This is a genomic window from Nocardioides massiliensis, assembly GCF_030811215.1.
Lineage (GTDB): Bacteria > Actinomycetota > Actinomycetes > Propionibacteriales > Nocardioidaceae > Nocardioides_A > Nocardioides_A massiliensis.
Genome location: NZ_JAUSQM010000001.1, coordinates 2,414,509 through 2,430,070, shown reverse-complemented (window position 1 = coordinate 2,430,070; position 15,562 = coordinate 2,414,509). Strand labels below are relative to the sequence as shown.

Sequence of the window (15,562 nt, the reverse complement as noted above, 5' to 3'; positions counted from 1 at the left end):
AGGGCGGCTAGAGCACCAAGTAGTGCAACAGCAGCCAGGTAGGGGCGACGGTGGCGAGCAGGGAGTCGAGCCGGTCCATGAGGCCGCCGTGACCCGGGATGATCTGGCTCATGTCCTTGATCCCGAGGTCGCGCTTCATCACCGACTCGACCAGGTCACCCAGCGTAGCCATCACCCCCACGATGAGGCCCAGGACGACGCCGACCCACCAGTCGCCGTCGAGGAGGTGGACCACGAGCAGCCAGCCGGCGAAGGTGCAGAAGGCGAGCGAGCCGGCCAGCCCCTCCCAGGATTTCTTCGGCGAGATCACCGGCGCCATCGGGTGCTTGCCGAACAGCACGCCCGCGACGTACCCCCCGGTGTCGGAGGCGATGGTGACGAGGATGAAGGTGACGATCGCGAGCTCGCCGCGGTCCTCGGCGAGCAGCAGCGCGACGAACGACCCGAGGAACGGGACGTAGACGAGCGTGAAGATCGCTGCTGACGCAGTGTGGACGTAGCCGTCGATGCCGCGGCGCAGCAGCCAGAGCATGGTCACCAGGGCGGTGACCGCCGTGGCAGTGACCAGCGCGGGCGCCCCGAAGAAGTAGGCGACGACCACCATCACGACTCCGCCGGCCATCAGCGGCTGCTCGGGCAGGTCGATGTCCTTGGCGAGCATCCCCTGTCGCAGCTCCCAGATCGCGACGACCACCGCGATGACGACGATCACCATGAACGCGGTCTTCCAGAAGACGAGCGAGGCGGCGATCGCCGCGAGCAGCACGACCGCCGAGGCGATCGCGGCGGGAAGGTTGCGTCCCGCCCGTCCGTGATCCTTCTTCGGGGTCGCTGAGGAGCTCGGGCTGGGCGGGGAGGTGTCGGTCATGGCGTCGTACTGGGGTCTGGCGCTCAGACCTCCAGGAGCTCGGCTTCCTTCTTCTTCAGCATGTCGTCGATCTCGTCGGTGTGCTTCTTGGTGGTGGCGTCGAGCTTCTTCTCGGCACCGGTCACGTCGTCCTGGCCGACGTCGCCGTCCTTCTCCGCCTTGTCCATCGCCTGCTTGGCGGTACGGCGGATGTTGCGGACCGCCACGCGGCCCTCCTCGGCCTTGGCGCGTGCGACCTTGATGTATTCCTTGCGGCGCTCCTCGGTGAGCTCCGGGAACACGCAGCGCAGCACCTTGCCGTCGTTGCTCGGGTTGACTCCGAGGTCCGACTCGCGGATGGCCTTCTCGAGTGCGTTCATCGCCCCGATGTCGTAGGGCTGGATGAGGATGACCCGAGCCTCGGGCGCCGTGAAGGAGGCGAGCTGCTGGATCGGGGTCGGGGTGCCGTAGTAGTCGGCGGTCAGCTTGGCGAACATCGACGGGTGCGCCCGTCCCGCACGGATGGCGGCGAAGTCCTCACGGGTGACCTCGACGGCCTTGCCCATCTTCTGCTCGGCCTCGCGCAGGGTCTCGTTGATCACGGTTGCTCCTCGTCTCGTCGTCGTGCTGCAGGTCTTCGCCGGGCCCGCCCAGGGGTCCCGGGGCGCTCAGGGCTCGCGGGAGACCGTCGTACCGATCTTCTCACCTTGGACGACCCGCGCGATGTTGCCCTCTTCGGAGAGGTTGAACATCACCATGTCCATGTCGTTGTCGCGCGCGAGGCTGACGGCCGTCGCGTCCGCGACCTTGAGCCCGCGGGCGAGGAACTCGTCGTACGACAGCGTGTCGAACTTCTGCGCGTCCGGGTTGGTCTTGGGGTCGGCGTCGTACACCCCGTCGACGCCCTGCTTGCCCATGAGGATCACCTCGGCACCGACCTCGAGCGCGCGCTGGGCGGCGACGGTGTCGGTGGAGAAGTACGGCATGCCGGCGCCGGCGCCGAAGATCACGACGCGGCCCTTCTCCAGGTGGCGAATCGCGCGGCGCGGGATATAGGGCTCGGCGACCTGCCCCATGGTGATCGCCGACTGCACGCGGGTCTCCACGCCCTGCTTCTCGAGGAAGTCCTGCAGGGCCAGGCAGTTCATCACGGTGCCGAGCATGCCGATGTAGTCGGCGCGCGAGCGGTCCATGCCACGCTGCTGCAGCTCCGCTCCACGGAAGAAGTTGCCACCGCCCACCACGATCGCCACCTGCACGCCGGTGCGCACGACGTCGGCGATCTCGCGGGCGATCGAGTTGACGACGTCGGGGTCGACTCCGACCTTGCCTCCGCCGAACACCTCGCCGGAGAGCTTGAGCAGCACGCGCTGGTAGGTCACAGGGTCGCCTCCTGGATCAGGGCTGGGTCGGTGTCGGTGTGTGCCGGAACGGCTGCGGACATGAGAAAGCCGGCTCGTACGGATGTGTGGTCCATGCGAGCCGGCCTCCTCGAGTTGGTCCTCGAGTCCGCACGCTACTGCACGCGGTGCCCGGTGAGGTATCGGGCGAAACTCAGCCCCCCACCTCGAAGCGAGCGAACTTCGTCACCGTCACGCCGGCCTCGTCGAGCACGGCCTTGACCGTCTTCTTGCTCTCCTGGACCGACGCCTGCTCGAGCAGGACGACGTCCTTGAAGAAGCCGTTGACGCGACCCTCGATGATCTTGGGCAGCGCCTGCTCGGGCTTGCCCTCCTCACGCGCGGTGGCCTCGGCGATCTCGCGCTCCTTGGCGACGATCTCCTCGGGCACCTCGTCACGGGTGAGGTACTTCGGCCGCATCGCCGCGATCTGCATCGCGACACCGCGTGCGGCCTCGTCGGAGGCACCGTCGTACGCCACGAGCACGCCCACGGCCGGCGGGAGGTCCGCGGCGCGCTTGTGCATGTAGGTCGCGACCGTGCCGTCGAAGTAGGCCACGCGGCCCAGCTCGATCTTCTCGCCGATCGACACGGCGAGCCCGTCGACGATCTCGCCGACGGTCTTGCCGTCGAGCTCGACCGCCTTGAGCGCCTCGGTGTCGGCCGCCTTGGCCGCGTCGGCGGCCTCGGCGATCCGCTGGGCGGCGGCGATGAAGTCGTCGTTCTTGGCGACGAAGTCGGTCTCGCACTTGACTTCGACGAGGGCACCACCCGCGGTGGCGACCAGGCCGGCCGACGCCTCGCGCTCGGCGGCGCGCTCAGCCATCTTCTTGCCACCCTTGATCCGGAGGATCTCGGCGGCCTTGTCGAAGTCGCCCTCGGCCTCGGTCAGGGCCTTCTTGCAGTCCATCATGCCGGCGCCGGTGAGCTCACGGAGCTTCTTGACGTCGGCGGCGGAAATGTTCGCCATGAAAGTGGTGATCCCTTCTGGGGTCGTCGTACGGGGTGGGCTGCTCAGGCCTGCTCGGCCTCGGTCTCCGCCGCAGCGGTGGCCTCGGCGGGAGCCTCGGGAGCCTTCTGCTCGGCGGCCGGGTCCTCGGCGCCGCCCGCACCGGCGGTGGCACCCACGGGCTCGGTGGCCTCCTGCGCGGGAGCAGCGACCTCGGTGGACTCGCTCGACGCGCCGGTCGCCTCGGCCGCCGGGGCCTCGGTCGCGGCGTCGCCGCCGGTCGCGGAGACGGCAGCCTTCTCCGCCTCACCGGCGAGGAGCTCGCGCTCCCACTCGGCCAGCGGCTCGTCGGTGGTGCCGCCACCCTCGGCGGTCTTCGCACCCGAGCGGGCGATGAGGCCCTCGGCCACGGCGTCGGCCACGACGCGGGTCAGCAGCCCGACCGCGCGGATCGCGTCGTCGTTGCCCGGGATCGGGTAGTCGACGACGTCGGGGTCGCAGTTGGAGTCCAGGATGCCGATGATCGGGATGCGCAGCTTGCGCGCCTCCTCGACGGCGAGGTGCTCCTTGTTGGTGTCGACGATCCACACCGCGTTGGGGGTGCGGGTCATCTCGCGAATACCGCCGAGCGACTTGTTGAGCTTGTCGCGCTCGCGACGCATCTGCAGCAGCTCCTTCTTGGTGCGGCTGCTGCCCGCCACGTCGTCGAAGTCGATCTCGTCGAGCTCCTTGAGGCGGTTGATCCGCTGGTGCACGGTCTGGAAGTTGGTGAGCATGCCGCCCAGCCAGCGCTGGTTGACGTAGGGCATCCCGACGCGGGTCGCCTGCTCGGCGATCGCCTCCTGGGCCTGCTTCTTGGTGCCCACGAACATCACGGTGCCGCCCTTGGCGACGGTATCCTTGATGAACTGGTAGCTGCGGTCGATGTAGGCCAGCGACTGCTGCAGGTCGATGATGTAGATGCCATTGCGCTCGGTCATGATGAAGCGCTTCATCTTGGGGTTCCAGCGACGGGTCTGGTGCCCGAAGTGGACGCCGCTCTCGAGGAGCTGGCGCATGGTGACGACGGCCATGGTGTCCGTACCTCTTCTTCATGGCCCCACGCGGGGGCCGTCCAGTTTGTCGCAGGGCACGCCCGGTGCGTGTCCCGCCCTGGCGCTCGGCGCGACCCGACCCGGTTGCCCAGGACTGGAGGTCGTCGCCCGGTCCCCGCCGTAGCGGAGTCTGGAAACGAGCGCGCGAAGTCGACCCGCACACGCGGGCCGCTGCCTCAATCGTAGGTCCGGGGGTGGGGGTTGGCCTAATCGGCCCCCGGGGTCGCCCCACCTGCCCCACAAAACGCCACATCTGTGGCGACTTCAGCGCTTCGGACAGGTTCTCGCCGGCGTGTCGCGCAACAACCTGTCCGAAGTGTGACCGGTGGGACCGAGCGTGTACGGCGGCGCCGGGTGCCGGATCCGTGCCGACGGTGCCAGCGACCGCTCGGCGTCCCCATCCGACCGCGAGAGCTGCTCCTCCACCGGCGTTGGCGACGCGCCCCAACCGCCGGCCCGCCCGTCCTTGGATGTTGCGATGACCTCCGCCCTCCGGACCTCGTGCCGGGCATCCCTGATGGCAGTGCTCGTCGCGCTCATCCTCCTCGTGGCCTCGTCGCCCGCGGCCGGGTTCGGCGAGCCTGCGTCCACCGATGGTGTGTGGCCCCTCGACCCGCGCCCCGAGGTGGTGAAGGGCTTCGACCCGCCGGCGGTGACGTGGGGCGCGGGGCACCGCGGCGTCGACCTCCGGGGGTACGTCGGCCAACCGGTCCGCGCTGCGCTGGGCGGCACCATCAGCTACGCCGGCATGCTGGCCGGTCGTGGTGTCGTGGTGGTCGACCACGGAGGGCGGCGTACGACGTACGAGCCCGTCGACGTCGAGGTCAGCGTCGGTGACGTGGTCGCGCGGGGCGGGCGACTGGGCACGCTGGCGCCGACACCGGGCCACTGCGCTCCGTTGTATTGCCTGCACTGGGGCCTCATCCACACCACCTTCACCGGTGACGAGTACGTCGACCCGTTGACCCTGGTCGGCGGCGGCCCCGTCCGGCTGGTGCCGTGGGACGGCCTGCCCAGCACTCGCGGGTTCGGCCCCAGCGGCCCGGCCCCGTCGTCCGCGCTGGCCGCCGCTGCCCTGCCCGTGGAGTCAGGCGCGCGGGTGGGCCTGACGGTAGGCCTGGCGTAGCCGGTCAGTGCTCACGTGGGTGTAGAGCTGCGTCGTCGCCAGCGTGCTGTGGCCGAGCAGCTCCTGGACGACCCGCAGGTCCGCGCCGCCCTCCAGCAGGTGGGTCGCAGCCGTGTGGCGCAGTCCGTGCGGGCCGAGGTCGGGCGCGCCAGGGACGGCGGCGATGCGGGCGTGCACGAGCTCGCGGACGCGCCGCTGGTCCAACCGTCCGCCGCGGGCTCCGAGGAAGAGCGCGCTGCCGGAGCGGTCAGCGGCCAGCTCCGGGCGACCCCGCACCAGCCAGGCGTCGACGGCGTCCTCGGCCGGCTTGCCGAACGGCACGGCCCGCTCCTTGCGTCCCTTGCCGAGCACGCGGACGACCCGCCGCTCCCGATCCAGGTCGTCGACGTCGAGGCCGCACAGCTCCCCCACCCGGATCCCGGTGGCATACAGGAGCTCGAGCACAGCGGCGTCGCGCAGCCCCTCGGGCGTGCCGTCGGCCGCGTGGGTGGCAGCCTCGGTGAGCAGGTCGCGCGCCTCGTCGCGGCGCAGCACGGGCGGCAGCGTCCGGTGCGGCTTGGGTGAGCCGAGCAGCGCGCCGGCGTCGGTGGATGCGCGGCCGGTCCGGGCTGCCCATCGGGTGAAGACGCGGGCAGCGGTCGCGCGGCGCGCCAAGGTCGTGCGCGCCAGGCCCAGCGTCTGCTGCTTGGCCAACCAGCTGCGCAGCAGGCGCAGGTCCAGACCGTCGAGCTCGTGGTGGCCGAGCCGTGCGGCGTGCTCGAGCAGCCCGGTGACGTCACCGACGTAGGCGCGCACCGAGTGTGGGGTGAGGTCGCGCTCCACCGCGAGGTGTCGCTCGTAGTCGGCCAGCACCCGGGCGAAGGACTCCGGCAGGTCCGGGTCGGCGGAGCCCGAGCCCGCCTCAGTCGGATCTGCGGTCATGCTTGGAGCCTAGGAGCGGGGCGTCCTCCGGCGAGCGCGCCACGCAGGGCGCGCCGTCAGGTGCTGCGCCCCAGAGGCCCCAGGCGCCACCCGTCCTCGCTGGCCTCGGCGAACCCCGCCTCCTCGAGCACAGCCAGCGACCGACGGACCCGCGGCCGGGCGAGGCCGGCGGTCGACGCAAGCGAGGCAAGACCGGCGGGGCGGCGTACGGGCAACGCATCCAGCACGCGCTTCTCGATCGGGTCGAGCCAGTCGCGCGGGGACTCAGCGCCACGCGGCTCGTCGAGCGTCCGACTGCCCATCGGCGCGAGCAGCTCGAGGACCTCCTCGCCGCGGGTGACGAGGACCGCACCCCGGTTGCGGATCAGCTGGTGCGCGCCCGCCGAGGCTGCGCTCGTCACCGGACCGGGGACCGCCATCAACGGACGACCGAGCTCGTTGGTCCACGAGGCAGTGTTGATCGCACCGCTGCGCAGGGCCGCCTCGATCACGACGGTGCCCGACGAGAGAGCGGCGATCACACGGTTGCGGGTCAGAAACCTGCCGCGGGTCACCGTGCACCCTGGCGGCAGCTCGGACACGATCACGCCGTGCTCGGCGACGAACCCGAGCAGCCGCTGGTGGGCGATCGGGTAGGCCCGATCCACCCCGCACGCGAGCACGACCGCGGTCCGACCCTCGGCCAGCGCGCCACGGTGCGCCGCCTGGTCGATGCCGAAGGCTCCACCGGAGACCACCGTCCACCCCTCGTGGGCCATGCGTGCCGAGAGGTCTCCGGCGACCGTGGTGCCGTACGTCGTCGCGGAGCGCGAGCCCACCACTGCGACCGCCTGGATGGCGACCTCGTCGAGCCGCAAGGGCCCGCGGGCCCACAACCCGAGCGGCGCTCCCCCGCTGCCGTCGACCTGCCCGCAGTCGTTGAGCCCGTCGACCGCCGACGGCCACTCATCGTCGCCAGGAATGACGAACCGGATGCCCTGCTCCGCAGCGCGATCAAGCTCCGCGCGGGCGTCGAGCCCGCGCAGTCGATCGGCCAGGTCGCTGCGATTCCCGAGCACGTCGCTCTCGGAACGGATCTCCTCCAGCACGAGCACAGCGCCGTGCTGCGCCACCGCCTGCGCGAGGTTGCGGCGCCCGGGCTCGGTCAGCCGGGACAGTGCCGCACGCGCCTCCCGCTCCTCCGCTGACGCGGTCATGAGGCGGACCGCTCTTGGAGCCACCGCGCTTCCAACGGCCGTCCCGTGCGCAGGCGGAGTGCCATGTCGACCTCGACCGACCCGGGGCGCGCGGAGCTGAACAGGTCGGCGATCGTCCAGGCGAGACGATGGACCCGTGTCGCTCCACGACGGGTGAGCGACCCGCCGTAGAGCTCGGTGTCGAGCAACCGTCGCCCCTCCTCCGTCAACGGGAAGTCCGACAACAGGACCGGCCCCGGTACGTCGGCGTTGAGCCGCCACGGCGTCTCGGCGTACCGCGTGCTCTGGCGTGCCCGTGCCGCCTCGACGCGGGCGCGGACGACGGCGCTGGGTTCGGGCGAGGCCAGCGGATCGCGCGCCTCGTGGGGTCGAAGTGGCTCGACGTACCGCACGATGTCTATGCGGTCGGCGACCGGGCCCGAGATCTTCCGGCGGTACTCGCGGCGTTTGACCTCCGCGCAGACGCAACGGTCCTGCGCTCCGGCACTCGGTGAGTAGTCGCCACACGGGCACGGGTTCATGGCGAGCACGAACATGGTGCGGGCTGGGTACGTCGCGGTCTCCTCGCCCCGCGCGATCGTCACCTCACCGCTCTCGAGCGGTTGACGCAGCGCCTCGACGATGTCGCTGCTGAACAGGGGGAACTCGTCGAGGAAGAGGACGCCGAGGTGAGCCCGGCTGAGCTCGCCGGGCCGCACCTTCCCGCTGCCGCCACCCAGCAGACTGGCCCGGGTGGACGAGTGGTGCGGCGCGAAGAACGGCGGTCGCACCAGCCGCGGAGCAGCGGGGTCGAGGACCCCGGCGAGGGAGTGCAGCGCGGTGAGTTCCAGGGACTCCTCGACGGTGAGGTCCGGCAACAGACCCGGAAGACGCTCGGCCAGCGTCGTCTTCCCGGCGCCCTTGGGTCCGGTGATCATCAGGTGGTGGCCGCCGGCCGCAGCGACCTCGAGCGCGAAACGCGCGTCCTCCATCCCGAGCACATCGGCCAGGTCCAGGTCATGCAGCCGGTCCTCGCCTCGCCACCGCAGGAACGACGCCTGCGACGCCCCGTCGACCGGCGGCGCGTCGGGGATCTCGTCGCCGCGCAGCACCGCGACCACCTGGGCGAGCGATCGTGCACCGATGACCTCGATCCCCGGCACCATCGTCGCCTCCGCGACCTGCGGCTCGGGGACGATCACGCGGGCGATGCCGTGAGCGCGCGCAGCCATCACCATCGGCAGCACCGCCGGCACGCAGCGCAGTCCCCCATCGAGCCGGAGCTCACCGAGGAAGACAGTGTCGGCGAGCATGTCCGGCTTGAGCCTGCGCGTCGGCTCGCCCTGCGGCGCCAGCGAGTCGCCCGCGGCCGCGAGTACGGCGAGAGCCATGGCCAGGTCGAAGTGCGGCCCGCGCTTCGGCAGGTCGGTGGGTGCGAGAAGGATCGTCGTACGCCGGGTCACCGGCCACGGGAACCGACTGTTGGTCACGGCCGCGCGGCACCGGTCCCGACCCTCGCTGATCGACGGGTCCGGTCGACCGACGATCATCGTCGCGATCAGTCCTTGGGAGACGTCGACCTGTACGTCGACCAGGTGGCCGCTCGCTCCGGTGAGCGTGATGGAGCGGGCCGTGGCGTACCCCATCAGCCGACCCCGCGGATGTGCTCGACCTGCGCGGGACCCGAGCGGGACCGCAACACGCCGACGACGTCGATCCGCACCTCGGGCGGGTGAACGCCGCGCGCCTCGATCCACTTCGCCGCCAGCCGGCGCAGGCGCTGCGCCTTCGCAACGGTGACGCCCTCCAACGGCGAGCCGAAAGCATTGCTGCTGCGGGTCTTGACCTCGCAGACCACCAGCGCCCGGCCGTCTTTGAGCACGATGTCGAGCTCGCCAGCGTCACAGCGCCAGTTCTGCTCGAGCACCACCATCCCCTGGTCGGTCAGATGGCGTACGGCGATGCGCTCGCCGTACTCGCCGAGGGCGTGCTTCTGGGCTGCGGTCGCGCCAGAACGCGACGCGACCGTGGGATCTGAGTGCATCAGGGTCCTCCTCCGTAGGAGGAGAACCTCTTACAAAGGGCACTCCGCACCGTCCTCGCACGACCGGTACTGGGGACAACAACGGCTCACGCCGGGCTGGGGACGGCTGACGGTCGCGCCGGCCCATGCGTCAATTCTGCAGGTGCAGACTCCCAGGTGGCCGTTGCCACGTCTGGGTGAGCCCGTTGGTGACCCGCAGGTGGGACTTGTTGCCGTTCAGGTAGATGCCCCGCACCACGATCGACCCGTTGGTGACCCCGTTGCCCGAGTTGCCGTTCGCGTAGAGCCGTGCGGAGGCGGCGTACACGGTCCCGGTGATGTTGGTGACGCCGTTTCCCTGGACCCGGACCTCGGCGGTGTTGTGGCGGTCGTACAGGATCGCGATACCGGGGATCGCCCCTGCCGTGATCGTGACGTCTCCGTTGGTGGCGTCGAACTGGCCACCAGCTTCGCCGGGCTGGCAGTTCCTCGGCGCCACGGCCGTCCCGCAGGTCGCAAACAACGTGACGCCCGTGCCTCGAAGATCGGTGTTGTTCTTGAGCCCCCAACGGCCTGTCAGGACGTAGAGGCCCGGTTGCAGGACGCAGGTTCTGTCCGGGAGCTCGTGGGCACCGTAGACGCCAGGTCCGTCCGCACAAGGATTCAACTTCGCCGGAATACCTCGGAGGTCGGGGAGCGCCAGCCCCGCCAACGGATCGCCCACTCGACCGGCGCCAGTCCGGGCCTTCGGGACGAAGTTGTGCCCGGTGGCGGTGCCCTCGACCGTGATCTGGTGTGCCACCGCCGTGACGTGCCCGTTGGGGCCGGCGACGATGCTGCCGTTGATGTGCACGCCGCTGTTCTCCACGGTGATGTCGCCGTTGCCCACGTCGTGCGTCCCCTGTCCGAGCACGCACAACGCGCACCGGTACACCTCTCCCGGGAGGAGGGCCGCTTGCGCCGCGGTACCGATCGGGATGCTCTCGATCCCGGCGAGTCCGCCGAACGCCGGCTTCACCTCCCGCGTGGGGATACGCACCCGCACCTTTGAGGGTCGCGCGACGTCGTCGAACGAGATGCAACCGCTTCCGTCCGCAGCATGCACGAGTCGGTCTGGGTCGGTACACCCCTCCCAGTCCGCCTCGGAGACGCCGAAGTTCTCGGCTGCATAGGTCTGAGCCGCTTGCACCGCTGCGGCCAGGTCAACGCGACCCTGATCGTCGTACAACGCTGTCCCCGCTGCGAGCGCCGAGGCGTCCGCCGCGTTCTGCGACTGTGCACGTACGTCGCGAGCAAGGCCGAGGTCCATCACCAGACCCACGACGAGCAGAAGGGCGACAGCGATGAACGCGACCAGGAGAGCGATGGCGCCTGACTCATCGCGCCCGGGGGCACTCACCTGCACCACGCCCACGCGTCCCCCGACGGGTCGACGGACGCCTTAGCCATGGCGACCGCCCCGGTCGGCTCCACGTCGTCGACCTCGATGGACATGCGCAACTTGGTAGAGATGACCCCGCCGTTCGGCATCGGCAGCAGACCGAGATCAGCACCGGAATCCACCACCGCACAGACCAGCAACGGGCGACCCTTCGCCCAACCCTCTGGCGCGGTCACCCGGACCTGCGCCGGTCCGGTGAGCGCGTTCACCTGTTCCCTCACGGTGCACTCGAAGGCCGCCCACTGGTTGTCGTCACTTCCGCAGGAGTGCGACTTCACCACTGCCATCCGTGCAGCTTCGCGCACGCCTTGGCGAAGATTCAGTGAGTCGTTGAAGTACAGGCCGTACTGCAACACCCCGAAGACGATCAGGAGCAGCACCGAGCCCACGAGCGCGAACTCGACCGCTGCCGCCCCATTGTCTTGCTCCATCCGCGCATGCCGATGACGAGCCACGCCCCCCCTCCCCAAGAACCAATGCTCGAGTTCCATAACGGCCGAGGGAGCCCTCTCTTGAGGAGATGTGGTGCGGATCTCCATGAGACCTTGCGGAACAGAGGCCTTGGAGCACAGACCCGCAATGGCGCACCCCGACACACGAGACCGGACGCCTGCCCAGCGCTCAGGCCGAATGGAGCGGCGAGTTCGACCAGTGGCGTAAGCGCCGTCTTCGTTGCGCGAGGGGCGTAATCGTAGGGCCGCTACCGCAACTGATATGTAGTGATTTCCTGTCAAGAGGCAGGGTGAGGCGCCCGTCCCCGTTGGTGGGGGCGGGCGCCTCTGGCTTCGTCGATGTGGTCGGTGGGGAGCGTGTCGTTGGCGACCGCGGTCAGACTGATATGCGCGGGTTGATTACCGCAGGACGGGGTGTTCGGCAGGAGCGGACCGCGTGTCTAGGGTCGAGCGTCGCCCGGTGTAGTCGGGCTGCTCATAGTTGCTTCGCGGGTCGCTCCACGCGCTGCTTCCACCCACCTTGTCGGCGAAGCGGTCTGGGGTGGTTATTCCTCGAGCACGGCCAGGGACCAGCACCAGCCGGCCAGCTCGCGAGCGATCGCGACGTTCGCTACGACGTGACGATTTCGGCGCTCACGGAAGGTGTTCCAACGAGCATGGAGTGGGCGGTTGCCGTCGTCGCCGCGGGCTCGAGCAGCAGGCGTGGCGAGTTCCCATCGGTCACGCATGGTCTTGCCGACGACGTAGCGGGCGCGGTGGTGCCAGGCAGCCTCAACCAGCAGCCTGCGGACGTGGGTGTTGCCGGTCTTGGTGATCGAGCCTTGTGCTCGTGACCGGCCCGAGGAGTACTCGGATGGGACGAGCCCGACGAACGCGCCGATGGTGTTGCCGCTGCACCGGTGCCAGTCGCCGATCTCCACCGCCAGTGCCAAAGCGGTCAGATTGCTGATCCCGCGCAGACAGCTCAGCGCCGCACGAGCGGGGTGAACTCGCTGTTCGCAGCCATCGCGGCGATTGCCTCGTCCAGTCGGTCTCGGCGGGCTTTCACCGTCAGCACGGCGTCGAAGTCGGACTCGAAGGTCATCTGCAGCGCCGGTGATTCGAACCGTTGTCGGCGCAACCACGCGTCGTGGGCATCGGTCCAGGCTTTCCCGCCGGAGTAGACGATGCCCTGACGCAACAAGAGCTTGGACAGTCGGTGACGTGCGCGCATCAGGTCACCGCGGGCGTCCTCGCGTGCGTGGACCAGATGGCGGGCGTGTTCTTGGTCGATGCTCGGGATCGACACCGAGGTGTACTCATCGAGTCTCAGCAACCGCGCCAAGTGCACCGCGTCCTTCGCGTCGGTCTTGACGTGGTCCCCGCTGGGACGCTGCAGCTTGCTCGGTGCCACAACCTCGCACCCGATCCCGGCCGAGCTCAGCGACCGCGACAGCCCGAACCGGTCGGTCCTGCTTCATAGGCCACCGGGACCGGGCCGGGAAGCGCGCTGAGCCAGGAACGGATGTGCTCGTGTGAGGAGTCAGTTTGGTCTGGATGAGCTCGCCCGTGACGCCATCGATCGCTGCTGCGACGACCGATCGTGCGTGCACGTCGAGCCCCACGCTCGTACGCTCGGTGAACACCGGGGCCTCCCACGAATGTCGAGAGACCGAGCAGGTGGCCCCTGCTCGCTAACCCACGAATGTCGTGAGCGAGGCCCCGGCCCGCAACCCCGCCACTACGACCGGGCCGCTACATACCGTCTAGCGGATCAATCTCGGCGAGGCACACCTGGCATCGGGAACGGCCACGATGTCGGCACCACCGAGTTGCAACCCTAACAACTTCGACAACGGTTCGACGATTAGCGGCTGCAACACGTCGTCGACGAGCGGACCCAAGACAGAAGTTAGTCCGCTTACAACTGGGCTAACGATGTTGTCGAACAGTGGCTCAGTATTCAGTACTTCAACTACCCGATCCGAGCCGAACAGACGCTTGTAGTGAATACTCACATTCGTTGCACTGGTTGCTTCGATCGTGGGCGTCGAAAGGAGCACCCCTGAGCCAGTGCCATGTCGTACGCCATATCCGGTCGGCAGTGGAATCGAAACGGAACGGTTGTAAGCGTCCGGCATCGGTATTGAAGCACCGACACCTACATTACCTTCCACAACGATCGTCGGCGCACTAAGCAAGTCGAGCAAACTTAACTTCAACCAACCCAACAGCAAATCCAAGAGGCCGCCGAGAGGGTTCGACGAGACGTTGAACCCCAGAGTCCCAGCCACAGAAACCGGGCCTGCCACGGCCGACTTCACAGCCACTTGCATCGAGGTTGGGTCACCCTGAGTGCAGGGGACGTCCAGCAAACGAGCTTCGGCGCCGGCGAGGTCAACGGTCAGAGTGATTGTGGCGGGTTTGACCGTGACTGAAGTCGCCAGGCCGGGCACCGAAATCGTCCTTGCCGGAATCTGCACATTGACCCTCACTACAACCTGGGCCGTACGGGCCACCGTCCCCAAGTGGCCACATGCCATCTGGGGAGCTTGAATTACGTCGAGATCCGCAGATACCGTTGCGCCCGTCAACGAATCGGGCAACGCTAAAGAAAAGTCGTTCAACCCAATCGCGGACCTGCCTCGACTACTCAGGAACGCTGCGCCAGAAATCAGATCCAGCACGTTGACATCGGCATCCAGAGCCGCATCGTCGCCGGGCGCCGCCTTGATCAGATCGCCTAGACGGATCGGCGGCGTGCTGGCGGCAACGTTGATCTCTCCCAACCGTTTCAGCGCCTGAGCATCTACGAGACCCCTGGCGTCAAGCACCGTGATCGTGGCGTCGATCAGGTCGGCAATCTCAACTGACCCGGAGTGCAGGAGTCTCTCCGGAGATCCCGCTGAGAGGCCGCCGATCTCCACCAACTCCGTGAGGGTGACGCTGGCATTCGCGAGGCCCTGATAGTGCACCAAGTCAAGATCGACAGTTGAGCCGAGGAGGGCACCGAGGATCGGGTTCAGGAGCGCGCTCTGCGCGCTATCGACCGACGCAGCAAGTGACCCGACCCGAAAACAGGCAGTGGCCTGGGCAAGCGCGTACGACTGCCGAGATACACCGCCTGCTCCGCCTACAAAGGCGAAGTCGACCGACGACGAGGTTTGAACCTTCACCGCTTCAGGGAGGTCGTCGTCACCGCTAACGTCGACTAAGCCAGCATCGTCTTGCATAGCGAAAGTTACTTTGACGCGGATCTCCGGGTAATGCACGCTCGTAGCCACGCTCGCGCCGGGTTCACCGGTATCAACACTCCACGAGCCGTTCTCAGTCGGGAGCTGGCGCTCTACCGTGCTCCGCAGAGCGCTCGTCCAGGCTTCATCCTCCCGGATTTCGCCAATGCTTCGCCCCTTCAGTTCTCGCGCCATGTCCATGGCAACTACATCGGCGAGTGCCTGCATGTCGCGGCGTTCGACTCGCTGAACACCCAAGTCGACGGCAAAGGCAGCGATCGCGACTACGAGGACAACGACCGCCGCCAGCATGATCGCGGCGGCACCTCGTTCGTTCCTGCGCCTGCCGAACCGCATCAGTCCGCCCTCACCGACGCCGAGTAGCTCAGAGACTTGGGATAGATGATGCCCATCCCGGGGAGTGACGGCAGGAGCGAATGATCGCGATAGGGGTAACTCACGGTGACCTCCGCGCAGGTGCCCGTCCCACATTCAGCTGCGGGATCGACCTCACAGTTCAGGACAGCACCGCAGGAAACGCCGTAAGACGCTACGGCTTCGTTGATCATGGTTCGCGCCATGGCCTCTTTGGCCGGACCGTCCGTCGCAGAGATCTCCACGGCAGCGGCGCGTGCCGCTTCTGAAGCCGCCTGGCTGATCGCCTGCCGGAAGCTGAGCATGTAGCCGTACCCGATGATCCCGAACGTCAACGGCAGGACCAGGAAGCAAATGATCAAGGCAGCTTCAACCGCGGCCGCGCCGCCGTCGGCACGACGATTTCGGCGGATCAGCCGGTCCTCAAGACGCAGAGGGCGCGCGCATGCGCGACGTCGGAGCACGATTCCCCCTCCTGAAGTTGGTGGGACGGATCACAACCGTGATCGGCCCCGGGAGTGCTGACCTGAGGGGTCTCGACAAGCTC

General features: G+C 68.5%; 16 protein-coding genes. 1 reads left to right on the top strand and 15 read right to left on the bottom strand.

Annotated features, from left to right (window positions below; genetic code table 11):
* Nucleotides 1-7 precede the first annotated feature (7 nt).
* From J2S59_RS12045 to rpsB, 5 genes are all read right to left on the bottom strand, one after another.
* Complete coding sequence (locus tag J2S59_RS12045; protein ID WP_306825148.1) at nucleotides 8-868, bottom strand: phosphatidate cytidylyltransferase; 861 nt, start codon at nucleotides 866-868, stop codon at nucleotides 8-10.
* A gap of 23 nt (nucleotides 869-891) precedes the next feature.
* Nucleotides 892-1,446, bottom strand: a complete 555-nt coding sequence (gene frr / locus J2S59_RS12040) for a ribosome recycling factor (RefSeq protein WP_220138334.1) — start codon at nucleotides 1,444-1,446, stop codon at nucleotides 892-894.
* Nucleotides 1,447-1,515: 69 nt separating this feature from the next.
* Nucleotides 1,516-2,229, bottom strand: a complete 714-nt coding sequence (gene pyrH, locus J2S59_RS12035; RefSeq protein ID WP_068118265.1) for a UMP kinase — start codon at nucleotides 2,227-2,229, stop codon at nucleotides 1,516-1,518.
* A gap of 172 nt (nucleotides 2,230-2,401) precedes the next feature.
* Nucleotides 2,402-3,217, bottom strand: a complete 816-nt coding sequence (tsf, locus tag J2S59_RS12030; RefSeq protein ID WP_068118263.1) for a translation elongation factor Ts — start codon at nucleotides 3,215-3,217, stop codon at nucleotides 2,402-2,404.
* A gap of 44 nt (nucleotides 3,218-3,261) precedes the next feature.
* On the bottom strand, nucleotides 3,262-4,269 hold the full coding sequence (gene rpsB, locus J2S59_RS12025) for a 30S ribosomal protein S2 (RefSeq protein ID WP_068118261.1): 1,008 nt from the start codon (nucleotides 4,267-4,269) through the stop codon (nucleotides 3,262-3,264).
* A gap of 499 nt (nucleotides 4,270-4,768) precedes the next feature.
* Here rpsB and J2S59_RS12020 point away from each other — a divergent pair, with 499 nt between their 5' ends.
* Nucleotides 4,769-5,416: a murein hydrolase activator EnvC family protein gene (locus J2S59_RS12020; protein ID WP_181641967.1), complete on the top strand. Its 648-nt coding sequence runs from the start codon at nucleotides 4,769-4,771 to the stop codon at nucleotides 5,414-5,416.
* Here the strand turns inward: J2S59_RS12020 and J2S59_RS12015 are convergent.
* The 10 genes from J2S59_RS12015 to J2S59_RS11970 all read right to left on the bottom strand — a co-directional run bounded on the left by J2S59_RS12015 (nucleotide 5,378) and on the right by J2S59_RS11970 (nucleotide 15,479).
* Nucleotides 5,378-6,337 carry a tyrosine recombinase XerC gene (locus tag J2S59_RS12015; RefSeq protein WP_068120873.1) on the bottom strand — a complete coding sequence of 320 codons (960 nt, stop codon included), beginning with the start codon at nucleotides 6,335-6,337 and terminating at the stop codon, nucleotides 5,378-5,380. The two genes, J2S59_RS12020 and J2S59_RS12015, sit on opposite strands and share 39 nt — an antisense overlap.
* Before the next feature lie 56 nt (nucleotides 6,338-6,393).
* Nucleotides 6,394-7,533, bottom strand: coding sequence for a DNA-processing protein DprA (gene dprA / locus J2S59_RS12010; RefSeq protein WP_068120871.1), 1,140 nt, complete (start codon nucleotides 7,531-7,533; stop codon nucleotides 6,394-6,396).
* Entirely contained in the window at nucleotides 7,530-9,158 is a 1,629-nt protein-coding gene (locus J2S59_RS12005; protein ID WP_306825147.1) for a YifB family Mg chelatase-like AAA ATPase, read from the bottom strand. The genes dprA and J2S59_RS12005 overlap by 4 nt, the downstream gene beginning before the upstream one ends.
* On the bottom strand, nucleotides 9,158-9,556 hold the full coding sequence (locus J2S59_RS12000; RefSeq protein WP_068121111.1) for a YraN family protein: 399 nt from the start codon (nucleotides 9,554-9,556) through the stop codon (nucleotides 9,158-9,160). Before J2S59_RS12000 ends, J2S59_RS12005 begins: the two co-directional genes overlap by 1 nt.
* Before the next feature lie 130 nt (nucleotides 9,557-9,686).
* A complete protein-coding gene (locus J2S59_RS11995) occupies nucleotides 9,687-10,934 on the bottom strand; it encodes a pilus assembly protein TadG-related protein (RefSeq protein ID WP_181642001.1) in 1,248 nt (415 codons plus the stop codon).
* On the bottom strand, nucleotides 10,931-11,515 hold the full coding sequence (locus J2S59_RS11990) for a TadE/TadG family type IV pilus assembly protein (RefSeq protein WP_181642000.1): 585 nt from the start codon (nucleotides 11,513-11,515) through the stop codon (nucleotides 10,931-10,933). Before J2S59_RS11990 ends, J2S59_RS11995 begins: the two co-directional genes overlap by 4 nt.
* 458 nt (nucleotides 11,516-11,973) lie before the next feature.
* Nucleotides 11,974-12,360: a transposase gene (locus J2S59_RS11985; protein ID WP_306825146.1), complete on the bottom strand. Its 387-nt coding sequence runs from the start codon at nucleotides 12,358-12,360 to the stop codon at nucleotides 11,974-11,976.
* Between the two features lie 32 nt (nucleotides 12,361-12,392).
* Nucleotides 12,393-12,821, bottom strand: coding sequence for an IS110 family transposase (locus J2S59_RS11980; RefSeq protein WP_220138378.1), 429 nt, complete (start codon nucleotides 12,819-12,821; stop codon nucleotides 12,393-12,395).
* 352 nt (nucleotides 12,822-13,173) lie between these two features.
* Entirely contained in the window at nucleotides 13,174-14,997 is a 1,824-nt protein-coding gene (locus tag J2S59_RS11975) for a Tad domain-containing protein (RefSeq protein WP_068121828.1), read from the bottom strand.
* A complete protein-coding gene (locus J2S59_RS11970; protein WP_181642097.1) occupies nucleotides 14,997-15,479 on the bottom strand; it encodes a TadE/TadG family type IV pilus assembly protein in 483 nt (160 codons plus the stop codon). The genes J2S59_RS11975 and J2S59_RS11970 overlap by 1 nt, the downstream gene beginning before the upstream one ends.
* Between the last annotated feature and the right edge of the window lie 83 nt (nucleotides 15,480-15,562).